This is a genomic window from Gayadomonas joobiniege G7, assembly GCF_000300815.1.
GTDB classification, from domain to species: Bacteria; Pseudomonadota; Gammaproteobacteria; order Enterobacterales; family Alteromonadaceae; genus Catenovulum; species Catenovulum joobiniege.
In genome coordinates this window covers 342849-366551 of record NZ_AMRX01000007.1, presented here as the reverse complement: position 1 = coordinate 366551, position 23703 = coordinate 342849, and the positions used below count along the sequence as shown (strand labels likewise).

General features: G+C 41.4%; 12 protein-coding genes. 8 read left to right on the top strand and 4 right to left on the bottom strand.

Going from position 1 to position 23703, the window contains the following annotated elements; all coding sequences use genetic code 11:
* Nucleotides 1–36: 36 nt before the first annotated feature.
* Together C727_RS0113790 and C727_RS19135 are read left to right on the top strand one after the other, a co-directional pair.
* The gene (locus tag C727_RS0113790; protein WP_017446232.1) at nt 37–1665 is read left to right on the top strand and encodes a sulfatase family protein; all 1629 of its coding nucleotides are present in this window, start codon (nt 37–39) and stop codon (nt 1663–1665) included.
* A gap of 13 nt (nt 1666–1678) precedes the next feature.
* A complete protein-coding gene (locus C727_RS19135) occupies nt 1679–4369 on the top strand; it encodes a GH116 family glycosyl hydrolase (RefSeq protein ID WP_017446231.1) in 2691 nt (896 codons plus the stop codon).
* A gap of 50 nt (nt 4370–4419) precedes the next feature.
* On the opposite strand, the gene C727_RS0113780 is transcribed toward C727_RS19135, so the two are convergent.
* The 4 genes from C727_RS0113780 to C727_RS0113765 all read right to left on the bottom strand — a co-directional run bounded on the left by C727_RS0113780 (nt 4420) and on the right by C727_RS0113765 (nt 13214).
* Complete coding sequence (locus C727_RS0113780; RefSeq protein WP_017446230.1) at nt 4420–5943, bottom strand: tryptophan halogenase family protein; 1524 nt, start codon at nt 5941–5943, stop codon at nt 4420–4422.
* A complete protein-coding gene (locus C727_RS0113775; RefSeq protein ID WP_017446229.1) occupies nt 5930–7393 on the bottom strand; it encodes a tryptophan 7-halogenase in 1464 nt (487 codons plus the stop codon). The genes C727_RS0113780 and C727_RS0113775 overlap by 14 nt, the downstream gene beginning before the upstream one ends.
* 98 nt (nt 7394–7491) lie before the next feature.
* Nucleotides 7492–9381, bottom strand: a complete 1890-nt coding sequence (locus C727_RS0113770) for an Ig-like domain-containing protein (protein WP_017446228.1) — start codon at nt 9379–9381, stop codon at nt 7492–7494.
* A gap of 68 nt (nt 9382–9449) precedes the next feature.
* A complete protein-coding gene (locus C727_RS0113765; protein ID WP_017446227.1) occupies nt 9450–13214 on the bottom strand; it encodes a TonB-dependent receptor in 3765 nt (1254 codons plus the stop codon).
* Between the two features lie 834 nt (nt 13215–14048).
* Here C727_RS0113765 and C727_RS19130 point away from each other — a divergent pair.
* From C727_RS19130 to C727_RS0113720, 6 genes are all read left to right on the top strand, one after another.
* Nucleotides 14049–14273 carry a helix-turn-helix transcriptional regulator gene (locus C727_RS19130; protein ID WP_017446225.1) on the top strand — a complete coding sequence of 75 codons (225 nt, stop codon included), beginning with the start codon at nt 14049–14051 and terminating at the stop codon, nt 14271–14273.
* Nucleotides 14274–14827: 554 nt separating this feature from the next.
* Nucleotides 14828–16345 (top strand): sigma-54 interaction domain-containing protein, encoded by a 1518-nt coding sequence (locus C727_RS0113740; RefSeq protein ID WP_017446222.1) that lies wholly within the window; start codon nt 14828–14830, stop codon nt 16343–16345.
* Nucleotides 16346–16401: 56 nt separating this feature from the next.
* Nucleotides 16402–19872 (top strand): DEAD/DEAH box helicase family protein, encoded by a 3471-nt coding sequence (locus tag C727_RS0113735; protein WP_017446221.1) that lies wholly within the window; start codon nt 16402–16404, stop codon nt 19870–19872.
* Nucleotides 19873–20847, top strand: coding sequence for a virulence RhuM family protein/type II toxin-antitoxin system death-on-curing family toxin (locus C727_RS19690; protein ID WP_017446220.1), 975 nt, complete (start codon nt 19873–19875; stop codon nt 20845–20847).
* A gap of 61 nt (nt 20848–20908) precedes the next feature.
* On the top strand, nt 20909–22489 hold the full coding sequence (locus C727_RS0113725; protein ID WP_017446219.1) for a type I restriction-modification system subunit M: 1581 nt from the start codon (nt 20909–20911) through the stop codon (nt 22487–22489).
* On the top strand, nt 22486–23676 hold the full coding sequence (locus tag C727_RS0113720) for a restriction endonuclease subunit S (RefSeq protein WP_017446218.1): 1191 nt from the start codon (nt 22486–22488) through the stop codon (nt 23674–23676). The genes C727_RS0113725 and C727_RS0113720 overlap by 4 nt, the downstream gene beginning before the upstream one ends.
* Nucleotides 23677–23703 lie beyond the last annotated feature (27 nt).

The window sequence follows — 23703 nt, the reverse complement described above, 5'->3', positions numbered from 1 at the left end:
AACATGGCCACCCTAAAAAAAATAGGATTTTAAAAAATGAAAAAAACATATCTTGCGTTAAGTGCGGTCTGCGTGCTGTTCACATCGGCTTGCCAACAAAACAACAGCAATAGTGAAAGTGCCCAAAAAACAATAACCAGCACTGAGCCACCCAATGTGATAGTGATTTTGGCGGATGATTTAGGGTATGGCGACCTAGGTGTATATGGTGCAACTAAAGTTAAAACACCCAATATAGATAAGTTGGCTCAGCAGGGCCGTATGTTCACTGATGCACATTCGGTTTCGGCGGTTTGCAGTCCATCCCGTTATGCGTTTTTAACGGGCGAATATCCGTATAAAGCACATATTAAAACCCAAAATCATAATGGGGCTTGGGGGCCGATTTCCCCTGTTTCTAAAATGATCATCAAACCAGAGCAGCAAACCTTAGCCGATGTATTTAAACAAAAAGGATATAAAACAGCGGCTATAGGTAAATGGCATTTAGGTTTTAAATCAGAAAAAAACGACTGGTCAATGCCATTAACGCCAGGCCCAAGAGACCTAGGTTTTGATTATTATTATGGTATACCCTTGGTTAACAGCGGTCCGCCTTATGTGCATGTAGAAAACGAAATGGTGGTAGGGCATGACCCAGATGATCCGCTCATTTATTTAGGTCATCCAGGCTCGCCTTTATACGATAAATACAAACCAACCGAAACTCGAACTTTTCCACCTGAAGCCTCTAATAAAGTAGCAAACCGCTTCGCGGGTGGTAAAAAAGCCCATGCTTTGTTTGATGACGAGCAGTTGGGTGTTCAATACACACATAAAGCATTGCAGTGGATTGAAAGCAACAAACATCAGCCATTTTTTTTATATTTTGCCACGACGCAAATCCACCATCCATTTACCCCAGCGCCACGGTTTAAAGGCACCAGTGAAATTGGTTTATATGGAGACTTTATTCATGAACTCGACTGGATGGTCGGAGAAATTGTTGAATATTTAGAAAAAAATAACCTAGCTGACAACACCCTGATAGTGTTTGCCAGTGACAATGGCGGCATGCTGAATTTAGGTGCGCGCAATGCGTATCAGGCAGGCCACAAAATAAACGGTGATTTACTTGGTTTTAAATTTGGTGCATGGGAAGGAGGTCACCGAATACCTATGATCACCTATTGGCCTAACAAAATAAAACCGGGTCAAGTGTCTAATCAATTGGTTTCGTTAATGGATATGTATAGCAGCTTTGCCCATTTAACTGGGCAAACTGAGTTGATCCCATCGGATAGCGACAGCATTAACGCCTTGCCTGCTTTGTTAGGAACGAGTGATGAACCGGTTCGCGAAGAATTATTAATTGCACCGCGTCAGCCTAAAAACTTAGCCGTTAGAGACGGCAAGTGGGTGTATATTCCAGCTCAAGGCAGTGGTGGATTTAGCGGATCTAAACCGCATCATCATGCTTGGGGTGGGCCTGCCGCAGTTAACTTTATTGGCGGGAAAAACTCTGATATGGCCAACGGCAAGTTATTGCCAGATGCGCCAGCAGAGCAGCTATATGATTTAGTCAAAGATCCATACCAAACCACTAACATAGCAGGAAAGCACCCTGAAATTGTTGCACAAATGAAACAAAAGCTGAATGAGCTCTATCAGCCGGAGCAAAATTGAGGATACTTAAATTATGACCATCAATAAAGATAAAACCAACATGCACAGTGCTTTTACTGGTTTAGCGCAAGGAATAAATCGACGTGATTTTTTAAAAGCCAGCTCTATTACTGCAGCCATGATGATGGCGAGCCGGGTAGAAGCTATGGCCGGGCCTTTTTTAGCGGAAGATTTTAATAAAGTCATACCAGCCGATAAAAAGTTAACCAGCAGTTGGATAGACAGTCTGTATCAAAGAGGCAAGCCACTCACCGTTGATGCTAAATCGGTTAATTATGTGGGCATGCCAATTAATGGTTTAGGTACAGGGCAGGTGTATTTAAGTGCAGACGGGCAGCTCTGGTATTGGAACTTAACGGCAAAAAAAGGAAATAAAAACAACCCCAAAGGCGCAGCCTACTTAGAACCTTATGCTGTGCCAACCGATCTGGAAGAAGGGTTTGCGCTTGAGGTCAATGACAAAGTGCACCCTTTATCAGCGCAAGGTTTTTCCCAGGTTCAATTTACTAACCAATACCCGATGGGAAAAGTCAATTATAGTGATAACAACTGCCCAATTGATGTTGAGTTACAGGCTTATACACCCTTTGTGCCGCTTAACCGGGACGACTCTAGCTATCCAGTTGTGATCATGCGTTATAACTTAACTAACCGGAGTGATACCACTCAAACGGCTTCTGTTGCTGGTTGGATAAAAAACGACAAAAACGCCAAGACAGAAGATAAAATAAACCGCTTGCAATCATTTTCTGAGATGACCAGCGTTGAGTGTTTATCGACTAAAAGCGATAGCAATTCAATTGCGTTAGCTTTAGTGGGGGAACCATCGGCTGATTTTGTTAATTTAAATAAAACCAGTGCCGGTATTGACGGGATTTTTAAGTCAAGTGCTCAAGAAACCCAAAAGTCGATTCAACAGGCTGGAACCAAACCTTTGTATGCAGCGCTAGGTAAACAAATAAGTCTTAAACCAGGTGAGCAAAAAACGGTCATCTTTGCGGTAGCTTGGCGAGTGCCTAAGTTACGTTACGGAACCAGATTTGGGCATGGTGATAAAGCGACAGCGCCGGGTGAATATCATTACGCAACAGTGTTCGGTAGTGCAGCCATGGCTGCAAATCAAGTTGCCAAAAAAGAGTCAAAGCTATTTAGCCTTAGCCAAAATTGGGTTGATACCTGGTATGACTCAAGTTTGCCTTATTGGTTGTTAGAGCGTAGTTTTATTCCGATTGATTGTATGCAAACGCAAACCGCGCAAAGAATTTATCCAGAAGGTGAAAGCACAGATATTTACAACCTCGAAGAAGGGGTTAGATGTTGTCCAGGCAATTGCACCCACGTTTGGAACTATGCGCAAGGATTAGCGCGTATTTTTCCGCAAATTGAGCGTGAATGTCGAGACCGTATCGAATACGGAAAAGGTTTTAATGAAGACAATGGCATGGTGTATTTTCGGTATACCATGCGAGATGGTGCTAAAGGTAAAGATGATGCACTAGATGGTACCTGCGGCACTATCATTCGGGTATTACGCGAAAGTCAGATGACGACGGATTACCGCTTTTTGCAAAGCATCTGGCCGCGAGTCAAACTGTCGATGGATTTTGTCATTAAAGAGTGGGATCCTGATGAAGACGGTATTTTAGCGGGTGCGCAGCATAATACCTTGGATGAGCCTTGGCATGGCAGAGTACCTTGGTTAATTAATGTTTATCATGCTGCGTTGCGGGCGGCCGCTAAAATGGCAGAGCAAATGAATGAACCTCAAGTTGCGCAGCGTTACCAGCAGATTATTGCTAAAGGTGTGCCAGCCATGGTGAGTCAGTTGTGGCGAGAAGACTTCGGTTATTTTGTTCATATTCCACCAGATGATGAAACAAAAATGCATGGCTCGACTAATGGTTGCCACATTGATCAGGTACTCGGGGAAAGTTGGTTGCACGAAGTAGGTTTGCCGCCAATATTGCCAAATGATAAAACCAAACAGGCGCTTGAGTCCCTATATAAATATAACTTTTCGCCTGATGTTGGTGCGTTCCGCGATATCATGAAAGAAGGCCGCTGGTACGCCGCACCCGGTGAAGCTGGGCTTGTGATGTGTAGCTTTCCAAATGGTAAAGTTGAACCTAAAAGCGGCAATAAAAATTATGCAGGCTATTTAAATGAATGCATGACAGGTTTTGAATGGCAAGTTGCAGCCCATATGCTTAGACTTGGCATGGTTGAGCAAGGTTTGACGATTGGTAAAGCCATCTATGATAGATATGCACCTGAGCGTCGTAATCCTTATAATGAAGTTGAATGTAGCGATCACTACTCGCGTGCAATGGCCAGCTATAGTGCCTTTTTAGCTGTTTGTGGTTATCAGTATGATGGACCAGAAGCATCGTTAACCCTGAAACCTATTTTGCAACCAGAAAACTTTAAAGCCGCCTTTACCACGGCCGAAGGTTGGGGGCAGTTTAGACAAAGCGCAAATACTAAACAGCAAACCGTTGAAATAGAGCTTAGATATGGGCAACTTGAACTCCGCCATCTGCGCTTAGGTCAGCTTAAGCAGTTGGATGCTAAAGGGGCCAAGGTGAGTATCAATGGGCGTCAATTTTCAGCCAATATGAAAGCCAGCGATGGTTTTTACGAGTTAAAATTTGATCAACCGCTGACAGTGAATAATGGTCAAACCTTGTTGGTAGAGCTCGCTTAATAACGCTTAAATTAAAAAGGGCAGTTGTTAAAAAACGCTGCCCTTTAGCATTATGATTGAGCGCTCATCTTTTTTAGATAGGTGTTGTGATCAGGGTAGTTTAAACTGCAACGGCGAATAAAGTCTGAGATTTTATCCTGATCTATCTGTTCAATATTGACATCAATTGGCCGTAGCTGTTGATCTTGACGATAGTAACCAGATCCAGCCAGCAAACAATGCCAAGAGCTTGAGCTATAAGCATCAGTGATCCTCAATCTTGTTAAGGTAGCGGCTAAATCTTCGCCTCGATGCCAGTCATTTAATATTTGGTTTTGTATCTCACTGGCCGGCACTCGACGAGCATCTTGCCAGTATGAACTGTTTTGATAAGAGTTTGTTAGGTAATGCATACTGACGTAATCTAAAATATTATCAAATTGGCGGTTAACCTTGTGGTTTAACTCATCTTGGTATTTATTACTATAACCTCCCTGCTGATAAAGCGTGATAAACTGATCAATCATGTACTGCACTAAATGCAAAGCAGTGGCCTCAAGTGGTTCGATAAACCCTTGTGACAAACCAATTGCAATACAATTGTGCTGCCAATGTTTATTCAAGCGGCCGACACGCATTTTTAAATGACGTGCAGGAATCTCGGCGTTTTTATCTAAACCTAAGTGTTGTTTTAGTTCAGCTTCTGCTTGTTCAGCTGTGATGTGTGCAGAGCTATACACATAGCCGTTGCCGTAGCGATTTGTGAGTGGGATCTGCCAAGCCCAACCGCTTGATAAGGCATAACTTTGAGTGGCTGAAGGAATCGCTTTGTCAATCTCTGTTGGTAGCTCTGTTGGTAGCGCCACCGCCGCATCATTTAACAAGCGGTGTTGATACGAAATAAATTTAACCTGATAATTTTGCTGCATCAACAAAGAGCGAAAGCCGGTACAATCACAAAAAAAGTCAGCTTGAACCCTTCTGCCATCGGCTAAATGCAGCGACTCTATGTCCCCATCGTTTTTTAGTTTTACCGAATCCACAGTGCCTGTTAAGTGTTGAACTCCGGCAGATATGGCTTTTTCTTTTAAAAATTGAGCAAGCCGAGCAGCATCAAAATGGTAAGCATAATCCAGTTTGAACGGGAAATTCTCTGTGGCTTTGGGTGCTTTGCATTGGCAAGAGAGTGATTGAGCCAAAAAATATTTATCTGGATGCGCCTCAACATCATAAAAATGGCGTTTCAAACGCGTTTGATATTCAAATTGGCTAGCATGCTCAAAATCAACGAGCGAATAAAACGGATGAAAATATTGCTCAGAACCTCGCACGGATGACCAATTTAAAAAGCGAATACCCGTTTTAAAAGTCGCATTGCACGCTGTCATCCATTCGTTTTCTGCAATATCAAGTGCACTAAAAAATTTAGCTAAGTAGGGCGTTGACCCCTCGCCAACCCCTATGGTTTCAATTTGTGAGGACTCTAATAAACTCACCGTAAAGCCCGCACTTTTTAATTTACGGTTTAATAAACTGGCGGCCATCCAGCCAGCTGTTCCACCGCCGACCACTAAAATATGTTTATCTTTGTTCATTTAGCTGCCCGTTTAAAATATCTTGAATAGTTTGCCTGTTATTGCCGAAGTTTTTGCTGCACTGACTAAAAAACTCGTTTGCTTGACGGCTATTTTGTTCGGCTTCGCTAGGGCTTTTTTTGAGCCTGGCTGGCATAGGAAAAAAACCATTGCCAGCTAATAATGCGTACCAAGCTGCGAGTGGATATATATGGTAATTGTTGTTGTGATAGGTTTCTGGAAACTTGTTGTTTTGTTGCCACGCCATAATCATACGTTCGGCGACTGGTGAAAGTGAAACTTGTTTTGCTAAATGCCAATAGTTGTTATCTTGTCGATCGCATAACAGGTAATGTAGGGCGTTAAAATCAGCAATCTCTTGGGCGAGGTAAGCGGCATATAGGTTGATTTTACGGCGCTTTCTCAATATTTGTTCAGGCGTTAGTTGAGGCATTTGGAATAACTCATAAAAGCGACTGATTAAAAGGCTTTCTATTGTTAAATCAGCATCGTCCAACGGCACATTGGCACAATATGCGGGGCCGAGCGCTATCAGCTTATCCTGCCAGCAGTTTGTCAGCCGTTTATTGTTAAGGTCCGTTACATTAGTGATCTGAGCATCGCTAGGGACATATTGTCGGAGCTCTTTTTCGGCTGTTTCAACTGAGCATGCCTGCTGGTTAAAATAAAAACTGATGTTTTGGTTATCAAAGCTGGCTGCCTGTTTGAGCACGCCATTGGGTTTTGCGGTCACTTGGGTAACCGGCCGTAAATCATTTGAGGCAGCCAAACTAATGCTTATTTTTCTGGTATTGATAGGGCTGTTGGGTTCGTTTAACGATTCTTGCTGGGCAAGCAAGTTATGCGTTTGCCGGCAATCAAAAATCAGATCGGCGGCATCGATTAGGGCTTGTTTGGGGTGTACTGATTGTTGTGTTTGCAGATGGATATTGTCGTCTTTTAATCGTTCACGAAAGTAATCTACTGCAGGCTTTTGTGCAAACTGATATCCAAAATCAACTGGAAATGGAAAATTTTCAGGTTCAACTGGGGCTAGGTTATTCGCCGCTAAATAGCCACTTAAAAAAAAGTTATCAGGTTGTGTTTTACTATCAAAGTTTTGTTTGCGCCAATTAATATTGTCGATAAATTGATTGGCGTAAAATTTATCAGTTGCCGAGATGGCAGGTAATAAATACCGCTGATAATCTGGCCGACTATTCCAATCAACAAATTCAGTGCCTAGATTAAAGTTAGCTTGGCTGGCGGTTATCCACTGGCTGCTGGTTATTTGTGATTGTGTTAACCACTGTGAAAAATGTTTATTAGTGGTATAAATTGGATTAGCGGGTGTGCTTGTTTGTTCCTGCTCTATTATAGTTAACTTAATTTGCCGGAGTTTGGCAAAGGAAATGGCTGCCATCCAACCACTGATGTGTTCATCAAGCAATAACAATATGTGTGTTTGCAAAAAACCTCCGCATCAAGTTATTTTTTTCACTTTAGCATAGTCTTGCCTCTGCCTCATCAGCAGAGGCAAAGGCAAGCCGATTAGAGTGACTTCAGGGTTTATTCACTGCAGTTTTCGATACACTTGAATCTAATATTGTCATAATAAATATCCAGTGTCGTAACGCCGCTGAGTATTTCATGAATGAGCATGATATTGTCTTGCAACAGTTTACCGTCATCGTCTACGTTGTTGACTAAGCCATTGTTTGTTTGCACCTCGCTAAAGTCAGGCTCGTCAAATTCAACATGATAAGTGGCCCAAGCATCAGAGGTGACCTCTGTAACGGCAGCCGTTGGGTACTGTTGCGCCCAAGGGGTTTGCAGTAAAATCACAGGCCGGTGTTTAACCGGTGTACCCTCTACCGCATTGTTTACTTTCATGTCCCAACTCATGCGGAACTTTCGGTTTTTGCTGCCGTCTGCAAAATTGGCAGGCCGAATTTTTTTAAATTCAGCAGCCGAGATTGATATGCCCCCTGTGGTATTTTTAGCACCATGCGGGGTCACACCTGTTAAATGGAGCCCCTTATCACCGTCTTTTTTGGCGGCATCAGTCACAACAATTTTTGACGGTGACGCTGTGCCATCCGCGGTTGGACTTTGCCACTTTTTCTCCCATGGCAAGACTGCTCCAGATTCAAAACCTGCATTATCCGCTAATATACTCGTGCTTGGCACTGGGTTTATGGTGAGCGCAGAAATACGGTTATCTGTGTTGGTTGTCACTGTGATGGTGGCAGGCCCTTGGGCTCTGTCTACAACTGTGACTAAACCTTGTTCGCTGACAGTAACCGCCGCTGGGTTTGAAGACGCCCAAGTGACACTTCTATCTATGTCAATGGCCGGATCATCTGGTATGACACGCACAGACAGTTGTAAGTTCTCATCTGCTTCAAGGTTATAATTGCCTGACGTTACCATACCAGAAATTTGCAGTTCGGTTCGCACTGGCCCTGTTGGCAAACGAGGCACTATCACATCGATAGTTTTCATGATAGTGTCTTTATTGGCACCACCAGCTAAACGAGCAGTGATTTGAGTGACGCCATCCACAGTGTCACTTTCGGCGGCGACCCCTAAAATGGTTGCTTGTAAACTTTCGTTCACGGCTGTGTTCGGATCATCTTCGGTGAACATTACTTTAGCAACGGAAGGATCAGCTGATTCCCAGATGAGCGCTGGATAGGAAGCGTAATTTGGCATTACTTCAGCATTGACAGCAATTGGGTAATAGTCGTTAGCAGACGGATCTGAGCTACTTTGCGGCGCAGAGATACTATCACCTTCTAACACGTTGATTTCGGTGACTGGGTCTTCGACGCCTGTGACCCGAACGATGATTTTACGTCGCAAATAGTCATCTGTGATGTCAAAATCGCCATCATTGTAGCCATTGTCCAGATCATAAATGTAATGATATTCGCGGGTTTCACCAACCGCCAACTGATCTGTCCATGTGAAAGGCTGTATCAACAATTTGCTACCTTCTTGCAAGATACCAGCTTCTTGGCGATCCAGGACTTGATAACCTTGTTCACCGTATTGACGGATTGTTCTAATATAGGGAGGTCGGTAGCCACCATATTCACCACCATACGTACCATCAAAAGGTACGTCTTCCATTTTTGGGGTGACGCCATCTTCTTCAAATTGCGGAACATCATTGACAACACTTTGTCGTTGATCGTGCACCCAATCGCCGTCTTCATCAATAATAAGCGTAACATCCAAGGCGTAAATTTGAGTGCCGGCCGGGTTATCAACGTTTTGAGTTAAATCGATTCGGGTAATAGGATCATTTTCGTTAAATTCAACAATAAACTCAGGCTCGCTAGTGCTCATTTGAGCAATATTATTGTCATAGCTATTGTCTATGTCATCACCACTACAGGCAGTTAAACTGGCTGCAATAATTGTGCTTAATAAAGAGTGTTTAAAACAACTCATAGGGCTTTCTCCAAAACTTATTCTGTTTAGTCATATTTCTATTAATTGGCATTGTCTACATTCTGGTCCTAGAAATTGACTCGTATACCTAAACGGAATTGACGACCGGTTTTGTAATTTTGCACTGTGCGGCTTTTATCAACACTGCTATCGTCCATGGGGTTGCCTTCGTTATAAACATCGGGCACTAACATATCTTGAAGCGCTTGAGATTGCTCAATTTGCTCCATAGTTGCAGGGGTCGTTTGAGTGACGGTTGAGCCATCAGGCAGTGTATCTACAATGTTTGAAACAGTTATCACATCGCCGTTAATATCTAAATAATGGCCGTCTTCATTTTGGATTTTTTCACCAAAGTCATACTCCCGACTGGTAAAAAACAGACGGTTTTCTTCATCTGTTAAATTCAACGCATTAAAACTTATACTGATTTGGTTATTAACTTTATAGTTAAATGCAAAATCTAATTGAGATTTTTCGTCTAACCAAAGATCAGCTTGTGCTAAACGTCGATTTAGTTTTATCCCTGTATATCTATGTGTTAAACGCATAGAGTGACCTTTTTTCTGCCAATACAAGGATGTATTTGCCGAGTGTTTAGGGGTGTTCACCTGTGGCGCCGCTGGCAAAGTACGTCCAGAGAGCTCTAAAAAGACAGGGCCTTGTTCGGTTTTTGCGTATGTGTAGTTAAAATCTGCCCCTAAACCATCAAAAGGTGCGGGTAAAAAGTCGTAAGTCTGGCGATAGGCAAACTCAATACCTTCAGATTTTTGATCTTCACCATTGACCCTAAAGGTTGCTATGACTTCGTTACACTGAATTTTCATAGCACTGGCAAGCTGGCCAGTATTGTATCTGTCTGGCATACAGGCGTAGCCGCCTTCATCTTCAATAGCGACACCTGGTTTGTACGCATCATTTTTGGCAATTAAAATATCTTCGATATTAAGTTCAGTTAAGTCGGTTTTATCGCGAATATCGGCCCAATAGAATGAATCTCTTACTTCGAGTGGGAAGTCGGTCATATCTTTTCTAAAGTAGGCTAAAGACAATTGACCCTCTTTGTTAAAGTACCATTCAATGGATAAATCTAGGTTTTTAGATTGCAATGGTTTTAATTGAGGATTAGGTGCATCCATATTTGACTGTTTAAGTCCCCAGACATTTTCGCTGATTCTAAAACCTGGACGTAACCAATCGAATGCTGGTCTTGACATGGTTTTTGATACCGCAAAACGACCGATTAAATCTCGGGTTAATTGGTAATTTAAATTTAAGCTGGGTAACCAGATATCACTTTCTCCAGTTCCAGCACTATCAAATTCGCGGCGGAACAATGCAGGATCCAACGCTGTGGTAATATCTCCGTGACGGTAGTTCCACCACCAACTACGGTCTCGGCTGGCTTGGTTGTATGGAATGTAGTTAGGGTTATCTACGGTTTCAGCCGGGCTTTGCTGGCCAATTTCGCGCTCATAACATGGGTATTGATTTGGCACGGAATCGCCTGGGCCGTATACCTGACCAGTGCGAATATCTGTAACTGAGGTGCCATCTGGCACGACCCCAGTTCCGTCAATACGCATTGTTTGTATTGCCGCGTTATTTCTGACCGATGGACAAGGTGGGTTAGAAGGATCAAACAAACCATTGTTAACCAGTTTTAAAGGGTCGAACAAGCGGTCGTCATTGCGGAAAACAACGGCAGATTTACCTTTTTTGGCTTCTATTTCTGTGTGAACAAAACGAACCCCTAAATCACCGGTTAAACGGCCATCAAAATATTCAAAGTTAAGCTTGCCATAAAATGAATAGTTGTCTTGAATCGTTTGACGGCTCTGAGTCGCATCATTGTCTAATTCATATTTTTCTAAAGCGAAGGCTTTTTGGAAAGCTGTGCGGGCATTAATTAATGGCCAACCGTTTTCGATAAAACCTAAACTATATTTAGGATCTTTTGCGACTAAACCGTCTAACCAATCGTCGCCGTATTCCCAGCTTTGGTCTGGATCTAAAATCTCATTGGTTGTGTACGCTGAAAAGTTAGTACTAGTGACTTCTTTGCCTGTTAGCGGATCAAAAATGGTTGGACTATGGTCGGTAATATTCGCGTTGTTTCGATATACATCTTTGTCACGCTGAGAAATTTTATAACCCCATTCCACTTTAGTCACACCAAGATAATCTACGTCCCAATCAAAATCTAAAAACAAGCTCTTGTTCACATCTTTGGTATAACCATCGGCTAAGCGGACACCGCCTAAATGTTGCGCGTACGGATTTTCAGGAATAAAAGTCGTATGGGCTCGGCCTTGTTGGTTTCCACCCGGTGTTTGAGTTAATTCTCCATCACCCACGACCATTTGGCACATACCTGAAGTGCAATCAATGCCGGTTGGATAAAGTGTGTCAACTGGAATATCGTCTATTTCGTTCCCATGCAATATAAACCAAGTTGCTGAACTGACACTTGAGTTATCTACAATATCGAAGTTAGAGCTTGAGTAACCAAGTTTAGCTTCGACTTTTAAATTGTCAGTGATCCAGGTATCAAAGCGCAGAGTGGCGACTTTGTTTTTAGTTTCGTCTTGTTGCTGTTGACGGTTTATAGTGCCTCGGGTTTTTCTGTTAAGCGCCTTTATCATGGTGCGATTATCAGTGTTAAATACCCACCAGTCTTCTTGAGGGTCTGGAACCAAGGGGTAATATATGGTATTACCATTGTTATCCAATATAGGATTATTGGGCCCATATTGTAAGATATCTGGAGTCCAGTCTGGGTCGTTGATTTGTGCCGGATCGGTAATACCTGCCACCGTTAAATTGGGATCTGTGTCCATGTCTGGCATTTGAATGCCAACATTATGATCGTCACGAATTACTTGCTGGAACGAATAACTTAAATCAAGCTGGATATTGGTTTCGTCGTTTGGTAACCATTGAAAACCTGTGGTTGCGGTAAATCTGTCTCTTTGATTTTGACCCAAACTATAGTTTAAATTTCGCAGGGTGAAGTAGGGGTCGCCACCGTATAAAAGTTCGCCATTTTGATCTCGAGCGACAGGGATCTCTTGTGCTTCTGGGCCATTTTCACCATCAATAATGGTATATCTTTTAGGGATCGTTTTGAGCAAATAAGGGTCGTTAATGTTACCTCGTACTTCATCTCGGCGAATCGCCTGTGTTTCGTCTGCGAGCGTGACTATAATGCCAAAGGTATCGTCAAAGAATTTTTTAGAAAAAGATCCGCTAAGTTTGTGGTCGTATTTATCAGCAAAGTCATTATAACGACCTTGATAGGTTACATTCATGCGGTCATTTTTAAGGCTTAATGGTTTTGCTGTTCTTAGCACCACATTTGCGCCCAGCGACCCTTCATCATGGTCGGCACTTGACGTTTTATACACACTAATTTGTGATAAAATGTCTGCCGAAAACGTACTTAAATCGACTGTATTATTGGTATCTGAACTGGTTAACGTAACGCCGTTTAACGAGATATTAGTAAAATCTGATTGCGCACCTCGGATAGTAACACTGGTGCCTTCACCGTCTTCGGTGTTGATAGATACACCTGTCACCCGTGAAAGGGCATCGGCGATATTTTGGTCTGTCGTTTTACCAATATCTTCAGCAAAAATTGAATCAACCACGGTAGAAGCGTTTCTTTTTTCGTTGATTGATTTGAGAATACTGCCTCGGTATCCCTGTACCTCAATGACTTCTGTATCGTCAGTGTTTTCTTCTGCTGCGCTGGCTAACATGCTTGTACTGCTTCCCAGCACCGCTATCGTTAAGGCGCTGAGTTGGAAACTCTGTTTTTTGTTCGGCATTTGAACGCCTCCTCAAAAAGTTTGTGTTTTGTCTGTGTAATAGTTAACGCGTAAGTTGATGCTGCTTTATTATTTTGGCTTCCATCGAGTCTTTTTTTGTTAATTAAGTTGTTAATTCTTGGTTAACAAAAATAAGCGTGTTTTAATATATAGACTATTGTTAACAGTGTGCAAGTGTTTTTTTTGATTATTTTTTATTGGTGATTGCACATTGTTGACATTGTGTAATTTTATAAGTTACATGAGTTTTAAACTTAAAACTTTATTTTAAACATGCACTTGTGATTTTTTGGGGATGGTTGAATAATACTCTAAAAGCTTGTTTTAATTTTTATTTGAAGTGTCTGATTTATATTTGGTTTTTTAAGATCACTTTGTTTTGACTTGTTATTTTATTGGTTTTTGTTAACAAGTTGCTGGCTAAACGAATCAGGTAGAACTCGCAGGTTATAGTCATTTGAGCTAAAAAATGACGCTGAGACTGATCACTTTACCCATCTTCACCATCTGATAATAAAGATCTTAATAGATAGGGAGAAGAGGGTAGCAATCCAACTTTTAAGCCAAATGGTTTAAATACCTAGTTGAGAATGTCTGTATTGTCGCGACCCCAATCATTCGCTATACCTGAGCGTGTTTTTTTGAGACATCGACCAGTCTTGCGAACACATCCTGTTTGAGTCCTAGTATACTTATACGTAAACTTTTTAACGCTTGGCCTTGTATTAGCTCTCCAAGCAATAAGTGTTTGATGATTCTGTTTGTTCTTAAACGAGCTGCCGTATCTTGTACGGACTCTTTATTTCTTGGCTTATTCATCGTAGCCCCCATTTAGTGAGCTTGTATGAATATGTTAAAACTGGGCGTTTCCCACATCCTTTTGATTTAGGGGTTAGAAATGTTGCTTGGGTGGAGGTTGAAGTAGAAGACTGGATACAGCAGCGCATAGCGAAGCGGCGTGATGCAACTTATGCTTGGGAATTGCCAATGAAATATAAAAGCATAGCTACCCACATGCGCCATATAAAGCGCAATCCGGTTAGGTTTATGTTTGCTTAAAGGCCAGTTGATTTTTGATTAGCTAAACCAAACTTATAGTTACAGCTTAAACACTGACAATTATCGGGAATATTTTCATCAATCACTTCACCAAGCTTTTCACCAATTTTATAACCGACCAAGCCGCCGGCTAGCCCTCCTAAAATGGCACCAGTTGTTATGCCAAATGGCTAGGAAAACGCATCAACTTTAATCACAATTTGCGCACCGTACGAAGCCGACTTCAAACTGGCCCAAAAACCGGAAGCCATACCAATCCCACCCGCAATACGCTTACCATAGTTTAATTGCACCACATTTTTTGACTGACATTTCGGACATTGAATTATGTTTATTACCTCTTAAATTTAAAGTTTATCGGATTGTTAGCGAATGGGTAATGTAGGTGTGGGTTTAGTTCGAAATTATTTGGTGTCATCGAGCAAACTACTGCTAAACACATGACATATTTTTTTAAGCCTTCTATGATAAATCAAGCTTATTCCTTACATTAGGTAAAAATAATTATTTCATGTAAGATGATTTACAAATGAATAAAAATAAGCAATTCGACAGTGCATACACTTTTTACATGGCTTGGTAATCGCGATATTGAAAGCATGGAGCAAGAGCAAAACGCGGCTATTGTTTCACTCGCGACAAAATCTAAAGTTCCATTCGATAAAATCGTTATTCTTTCTAACAAAGATGAAGCTAAGTGGGATTCGTTTGAACGCTTTTTGAAAAAGCGTATGGCCATGATAAGACGCCCTTCAAATGATATTAAAATTCACATGGCAAAGATCCTAAATCCAATTGACTACCAATCTATTTCAGTTGAAACGGAAAAATGGATAACTAAATTATCTGAAGAATCTGACATTCTATCGATCAATCTAACGTCCGGCACGCCCGCAATGACAACCCTTTCTGTACTGCATGGTAAAGGAAAGTCCAATACACGCTTTGTGCAATCGTCTCCGAAAAACGTTATTGAAGAAGTCGAAATACCACTGGATTTCGGTAAAGAATACGTAAAGTCTGCCTCAAAGAACATTGCTCATACAGCGACTTCATTACCTAAAATACAAAAAGCATTTTTTGAATTAACGGCTGAATCTAAAGCAATGCGCGAGGTGGTTGAAAAGGCAAAAAGAATAGCAGCGTCCGAAGTTCCAGCACTTATCTTAGGTGAAACAGGTACTGGTAAAGAGCTAATGGCAAATGCTATCCACAAAGGTAGCCTTAGAGCAAATAAGCCTATTAGAGTTGTAAACTGTGGTGCGCTTGCTGAAAATCTAGTTGATTCAACACTGTTTGGTCATAAAAAAGGGGCGTTTACTGGCGCAGATAAAGATTATGCTGGTCTATTTGAGCAAGCCAATGGCGGTACTTTATTTTTAGATGAAGTGGGTGAATTAAAACCTGATATACAAGTTAAGCTTCTAAGGGCATTACAACAAGGTGAAATTACCAGACTTGGTGATACAAAAACCATTAATGTCGATGTGCGCGTTATCGCGGCTACCCACCAAGATTTGACCACCTTGATTGAACAAGGGGATTTTCGAGAAGATCTGTTTTATCGATTAGCGGTGGGCATTATCAATATGCCACCACTTAGAGATCGACTTGAAGATATTCCAGCTATAGTTGAACAACTGACAGAAAAAATTAATGATTCAGGTTCAAAACACCCAGACTATATAAGTAAAAAAGTTTCCGAAAATGGAATTAAATTTATTTTATCGCAATCATGGCTAGGCAATATTCGTGAATTGTGGAGCACATTAAATAGGGCTTTTCTCTGGACAGATACAAGATTGGTAGGTGAAAAGGAATTGTCTGAAGCGATCATAAATAGAAGACTTGATGAGAAAAAAAAGGATGTTAGGCTGTCTTATAATGATAAAGTGGATATAATTCAACTAACTGAAAATTATCAAAAAAAATATGTTGAAGCAGCATTAAAGGCAAGCGGAAATGTTAAAAAACACGCTACCCAAATGTTGGGCTTAAAAGACCATCAAACGCTAACAAATTGGATGAAGCGATTGGGAATTGAAAATGATAAAGCAGATAATCAACAATAATTTCAAATTTGGCACTGTGCTTGCCATATAGGAAGCGACACAAGGAATAACTAGGAATGAAGCAATCAATGAATTTTGAACATATCCAAACCAAATGGCCTGAATTACATCAGCTTGCTGCATTTGCAGAAGACTATGTGGTCAGTGACCCACAAAGTGCTTTAGTAAAGTTGCGCTGTTTTGCTGAAAAAGTGGTTGGATATTTGTACAAGGAGCTTCGCCTACCTGTATTCCCCAACTCTAACATCTATGACAAGTTAACCTCAGACGACTTCACAAGTGTCGTACCTAGCTTAATTACTGACAAACTTCATGCGATCCGTAAAAGCGGTAACCAAGCTGCGCATGAAGGCAAAGTCGATCAACAGCAAGCTATCTGGATATTAAAAGAAAGTTACTTTGTCGCTAGTTACCTCTATATGGCTTATGCGGGAGGCAAGCAAGAAGATTGTCCTGAGTTTACGATCCCAGAACAAACAAAACCTATTGATCAATCTGGGGCAGAGTTTGTTAAAAAGAACACACAACTTGAAAAACAGCTAGCTGAAAACGAAGCACGGTTAAAGAAAGCATTAGAGGAACTGGAAGCTTCCGAGAAAGCGCAAAGGTTAGCGCAAATTGAAGCATCCAAGCTTAAACAAGCAATTGACTCTGAAAAAGTCAGCCAAGTGCAATCGCTGAATAAGAACATCACATCAAGCTTTAAGTTTGACGAGGATGAAACTCGCGCCCGAATTATTGATATGGATTTACGTGCAGCGGGCTGGAATGTATCACTGGACGAATCTAGCACCGATGAAGTGGGCAAAGAAGTAGATTTGCCACATCAGCCAACGAATAGTGGAAACGGAAGAGCTGATTACGTTCTGTGGGATGATGATGGTAAGCCATTGGCAGTTATTGAAGCAAAGCGTACTCGTGAATCAGTTGAAAAAGGCCGCGAGCAAGCCAAAATCTATGCTGATGCACTGGAAAAAGAATTTGGTCAACGCCCTGTAATATTCTATTCAAATGGCTACGACATTCGTATCTTAGATGATGCTCAAGGATATAACAGCCGCAAGCTTTATGGTTATTATTCAAAAGACTCGCTGCAATACCTTGTTAAGCAGCGAACTTTGAAAAAAGATCTCAACCAAACGCCTATTGATACCGATGTAGCTGGTCGGCTATACCAAATGGAAACCATATCGCGAGTCTGTGAGCGTTTCACCAACAAACACCGTAAATCTCTTATCGTACAAGCAACAGGTACGGGTAAAACCCGTGTATCAATTGCTTTAGCCAAACGGCTACTCGATGCAGGCTGGGCAAAACGTGTTTTATTCCTATGTGACCGAAAGGAGCTTCGTAAACAAGCGGGTAATGCCTTTAACGAATTTACCAAAGAGCCGCTTTATGTGGTTGGAAAAAGTAAAAAAGAAGCAGCAAGCAGTGCTCGTGTTTTTATTGCAACCTATCCGGGCATGATGCGTATATTCCAAAAGTATGATGTTGGCTATTTTGATCTTATTATTGCCGATGAATCACATCGTTCTATTTACAATGTTTACGGCGACATATTCAAATACTTTGATGCATTAGAAGTTGGCTTAACTGCAACCCCAGTTGAAATGGTGTCTCGTTCTACCTGTCAGTTATTTGGTTGCGATTTTAAAATGCCGACGGCGAATTACCCGCTAGAGCAAGCGATAGAAGACGGTAACTTAGTACCCTACAAAATCGTAAGCTTTACCACTAAATTCCTGCGCGAAGGGATCAGTAAAAATAATCTCACCGACGAGCAGATCGCGGAACTAGAAGAGCAAGGCATTGACCCTAACGAGTTAGACTTCGACGCCAAACAAATCGATGAAGCGGTAAAAAACAAAGATACCAACCGTGTGATACTGCGTAACCTGATGGAAAAAGGTTTACGTGATGTTGATGGTCAATTGCCGGGTAAAACAATTGTATTTGCGCGGAATATTGCTCACGCCGAACTTATGGCAAACCTATTTGCAGAAATGTATCCGCAGTTGGGGAATAACTTTTGCCGAGTTATTCACTCGAAATATGAACGTGCTGAAGAGCTTATTGACGATTTTAAATCGACAGATGAAAACAGCATTCGCATAGCCGTCTCGGTTGATATGCTCGACACAGGTATTGATGTGCCTGAATGTGTAAATCTCGTATTTGCTAAGCCAATTAAATCGAAAGTGAAGTTCTGGCAAATGATTGGGCGTGGCACGCGCTTGTGTAAAGATCTCTATGCTGGTGTAGAGAGCGGCGCAGGCAAAGACAAAAGCCACTTCTTGATTTTCGATCACTGGGAAAACTTCGAATACTTCGATATGGACCCAGAAGAAGAGGACGTTAAACAGTCAAAATCGCTGACTCAAAAGCTATTTGAATCACGCTTGTTATTGGCTGAAACCGCACTTAAAAAAGCCGATGTTGCAACGTTTGATGAAGTGATAAAACTCATTCATCAAGATGTGTGGTCACTTGATATGAATACCATCGCGGTGCGTGACAATTGGCAGGTAGTTGAAGCATGCAAAGACGAAAAATACCTCAACCAGTTTGCCCCAGAAACTAAAGCAAGTCTCTATGAACATATTGCACCTCTGATGCAATGGCGCAATATTATGGGCCAGTCAGAAGCCTATAAATTTGATAATGAAATCGGCATTATCCAAACTTTGCTATACACCGACCCAAGCCAAATCGACTTAGCTAGGCAAGCATTAATGGTGAAGATAGAAAAACTACAAATGCACTTAAATGAGGTGCGTGCTAAGGCAAGTTTTATTGCAGATATTCAAAAAGAGGAATACTGGCAGAACCTAACAGCATCAATAGACGGTTTTGAAACACTGGAAACCAGTCGCAAGGCATTGCGTAGCGTTATTCATTTAAGAGAAAAAGGTATAAAACAGCCTTCACAAGAAGTTATCTTAGACATAAGAGAAAATGAAGCTGACTATCAGGTTACAGAGCGCCCCACCAAGATAGTGTCGATTGACTATCAAATATTCCGCCAAGAGGTGGAAAAAACCTTAGCACCACTATTTGAAACCGATAGCGTATTACAAAAAATCCGTGCCGGTAGCCCAGTTACCGAAGATGATATCGCTCGCTTAAATGCTTTGGTTCACATTCAAAACCCGAATGTAGACTTAAATACCTTAAAAGAATTTTATCCAGATTCAACGGCAAGCTTAGATAAAATTCTACGCACTATTGTTGGTATGGACAAAGACGTAATAGAACAGCGTTTTACACAATTTGTACAGCAAACCCATACCCATATGAATGCGAAACAACAGCGTTTTATTGGTTTATTAAAAAATCACTTAGTGCGATATGGTGTTATCAAAATTGATCAGCTGTACGATGCACCCTTTACCCAAGTACATGACATGGGATTAGACGGCGTATTTAGTGAAGCGCAAGCCGATGTGATTGAACAGTTTATTAAACAGTTTGATGTGGAGTTGGGTAATAAAAAACAAACGGTAGCTAAAGAAGTGAGCATGTAAATGGCTAATCAAGTAGAAGTGTTTCAAAATGACGATGGCAGCTTACAACTTGCAGTTACCTTGCAAGATGAGTCAGTTTGGTTAACTCAGGCTGATATGGTAGCCCTATTTGATAAAAATAAAAGAACCATTTCAGAGCATATCCGTAATATTTTTAAAGACAATGAGTTGGTTGAAAGTGAAGTTGTCCGGAAATTCCGGATAACTGCTTCCGACGGCAAAACTTATCAAACTAATCATTATAACCTTGATGTAATCATCTCTGTCGGTTACCGAGTAAAGTCTCAACAAGGTGTAAAGTTTCGCCAATGGGCAACAAAAACGCTTAAGCAACACTTGCTCAAAGGTTACACATTAAACCAGGATCGTTTAAGCCAAAACGCCAAGGAGCTTGAAAAAGCGTTGTTACTTGTAAAACGTGCGTCTGCTTTACCGCAAAACAGTGAATTTGGTGTAGGGCTAGTTGATATTATTGCCAGTTATACCCAAACGTTTTTATGGTTACAGCGATACGACGAAGGCCTGTTAGAAACACCCCAAGGCCAGCAAGGTGGCGAGTTAACGCCACTTGCCGATGCTAAAACGGCCATTGCTGAACTTAAAAAAAATCTTATCAATAAAGGAGAAGCCACGCCTTTGTTTGCACAGGAACGAGAAGATGGTTTAGCCGCAATTTGGGGCGCACTCGATCAAACCGTATTTGGTGAACCGGCTTATCCAAGTATTGAAAGTAAAGCCGCGCACTTGTTGTACTTTGTGGTAAAAAATCACCCCTTTAGTGATGGCAACAAACGTACTGCCGCATTTTTATTTGTCGATTTTTTAAATCGGAATAACCGTTTATTAAATGACAATTACCAACCCGTAATTAATGACACCGGCTTAGCGGCCATTACTTTGTTAGTTGCAGAGTCTAGGCCGCAAGAAAAAGACACCATTATTCGCTTAATTGAAAACTTATTGAGCGTGAATTAAACAACCCAATAATATAGCAGTAGGTGGGGCGTTAGCCCGCCATAAAGGAAAAATATAAAACATGATCACAGGTCAGCTTAAAAGCAAAATAGACAAACTTTGGGAAGAATTTTGGACGGGCGGCATTACCAACCCGCTAACGGTAATCGAGCAAATTACCTTTTTAATGTATGCCCGTATGCTCGATATGAATGAGCAAGCCGATGAAAAGCGTTTCGCCAGAATCAAAAAGCCGTTTACCCGCCGCTTTAATGACAACGAACAACATTTGCGTTGGCAAAACCTGCGTCATTTAGGCGCGGAAGAACTTTATAAAGTGGTTAAGGACGAGCTATTTCCGTATTTCTCTAAAGCCAATGATGATGAATCAACCGAAGGCGCTATTTTCAACGAGTTTATGAAAGACGCGCAGTTGATGATCCAAAAGCAATCGCTATTAGTGAAAGCGGTAGAGATGGTGAACGACTTACCATTAGAAAACTCTGATACCAAAGGTGACTTATATGAATATCTATTAAGTAAGTTAACCACGGCAGGTATTAACGGCCAGTTTAGAACGCCACGCCACATTATTCGTGCAATGGTGGAAATGATGGACCCAGATAAAAACAGCCGTATTTGTGACCCATCAACGGGCACAGGTGGCTTCTTATCAGTGTCTTACGAGTACCTACTTGAGAAATATACCTCACCAGAAGGTATTGAACGCGAGCCGCTATTTGATGTCGATGGCAAGCCGTTATTAGACAGCAACGGTAAACAGCTTGAAAACGTCTTGTATTCAGGCGATTTAATTGACGAAGATGCACGTAAACACATCGATACCGATATGTTCCACGGCTTTGATTTTGATGCCACCATGTTAAGGGTTGCGGCTATGAACTTAGTGATGCACGGCATTAAACAGCCCGATATCCACTACCAAGATACCTTAAGCCAATCTTTCTTAGAGAAGTTTCCTGCTGAAGCAAAAGAAGGCATGGAAATTATTCTCGCCAATCCTCCGTTCAAAGGCTCGTTAGATGAAGAAGATGTTTGCCCAGAAATTTTACGTAAAGTAAAAACCAAAAAGACTGAGTTGCTTTTTGTGGCGTTGATTGAACGCATGTTACGTATAGGTGGCCGCTCAGCGACTATCGTGCCTGATGGTGTTTTATTTGGCTCATCTAATGCGCACCAACAATTGCGTAAACTATTAGTGGATAATAACCAGCTTGAGGCGGTGATTTCACTGCCTAGTGGGGTATTTAAACCTTATGCGGGTGTATCAACCGCGATTTTAATATTCACCAAGGGCGGAACCACTGATCATGTATGGTTTTATGATGTGCAAGCCGATGGCTTTTCGCTCGATGATAAACGCACACCGATTAAAGATAACGACCTGCCAGATTTGGTTGCCCAGTTTAAAGCCCGTGACAAAGCTATCGCTGAAACTGAGGCAAACGATAAAACGCAAAAAGCGTTTTGGGTCAGCAAAGAAGACATCACTTCAAATAAATATGATCTTTCCATTAACCGCTACAAAGAGGTGGTTTATGAGGAAGAGCAATACGAAGCGCCAAAATTGATATTGAGTAAGTTGGTAGCGTTGGAAAACGAGATCTTGGCTGAGTTGAAAGAGCTGGAGGGCATGCTGTGAGTTGGCCGATGGTGAAGCTGGGGGATATCTTTGAAATTACTTCAAGTAAGCGCGTACATCAGAAAGATTGGAGGGAAGAAGGAATCCCTTTTTATCGAGCTAGAGAAATTGCTGTACTCTCACGAGAAGGGAAAGTTGATAATGATTTATTCATCGATGAAGCAATGTATGTAGAATACAAAGCGAAGTTTGGTGCCCCAGAGGAAGGAGATATATTAGTCACTGCTGTTGGGACCTTAGGTTTGACATACGCAGTGCAAAAAGGTGACAAATTCTATTTTAAAGACGCAAGTGTTATTAAGCTTCGTAAAAAAATTGATGTTGATATTTCATATGTTCAATATGCTATTGCTAGCCCAGTAGTACAAAGGTTTATTCAAAACTCTAGTGGTGCAACTGTCGGAACTTATACAATTAGTCGTGCTAGAGAAACGGAAATCCCACTCCCGCCACTGGACGAACAAAAACGCATCGCCGCGATTTTAGATAAAGCCGACAGTGTGCGCCGCAAACGCCAACAAGCCATTGACCTCGCCGACGACTTCCTCCGCAGCGTCTTTCTAGATATGTTCGGCGATCCCGTCACCAACCCTAAGGGATGGGAAGTTAAAACACTTGGAGATATAGCCAGCTCTTTCCAAAATGGTATTGGAAAGAATAAAGAGTTTTATGGAAAAGGGCACAAAGTTGCCAATATTGGTGATCTTTATGAGAAGCCTTACTTTTCACCAGTCAAATATTCTTTGCTTGAAGTTAGTGATAAGGAGATTGAGAAGTATTTGTTGCAAGAGGGGGATTTACTGTTCGTTCGCTCATCAGTAAAAAGAGATGGTGTAGCTTTTTGCTCTGCATATGACTCATCAGAGCCATGCTTGTTTAGCTCCTTCATGATAAAAATGTCAGTCAATTCACCTGATGTCGATTCAAAATTTTTGTCAATTCAGCTTAGAACCAACTCCCAAAGGAGAAAACTTATTGATGCTTCTAATACAGCAACAATAACGAATATAAACCAAGAAGGATTGAGCAAAATTAAGGTTGTTTTACCACCTATTGAGAAGCAATTGCAATTTCTTAAAGTCGTAAAAAAAATAAATGAGTTTGATTGCTTAGCCCTTGGCTCAACTAATAAATTACAAGAGAACTTCCACTCACTAAGCCAAAAAGCTTTCGCTGGCGAATTATAGCCTTTAGTTTAAAACAACAATAACAAG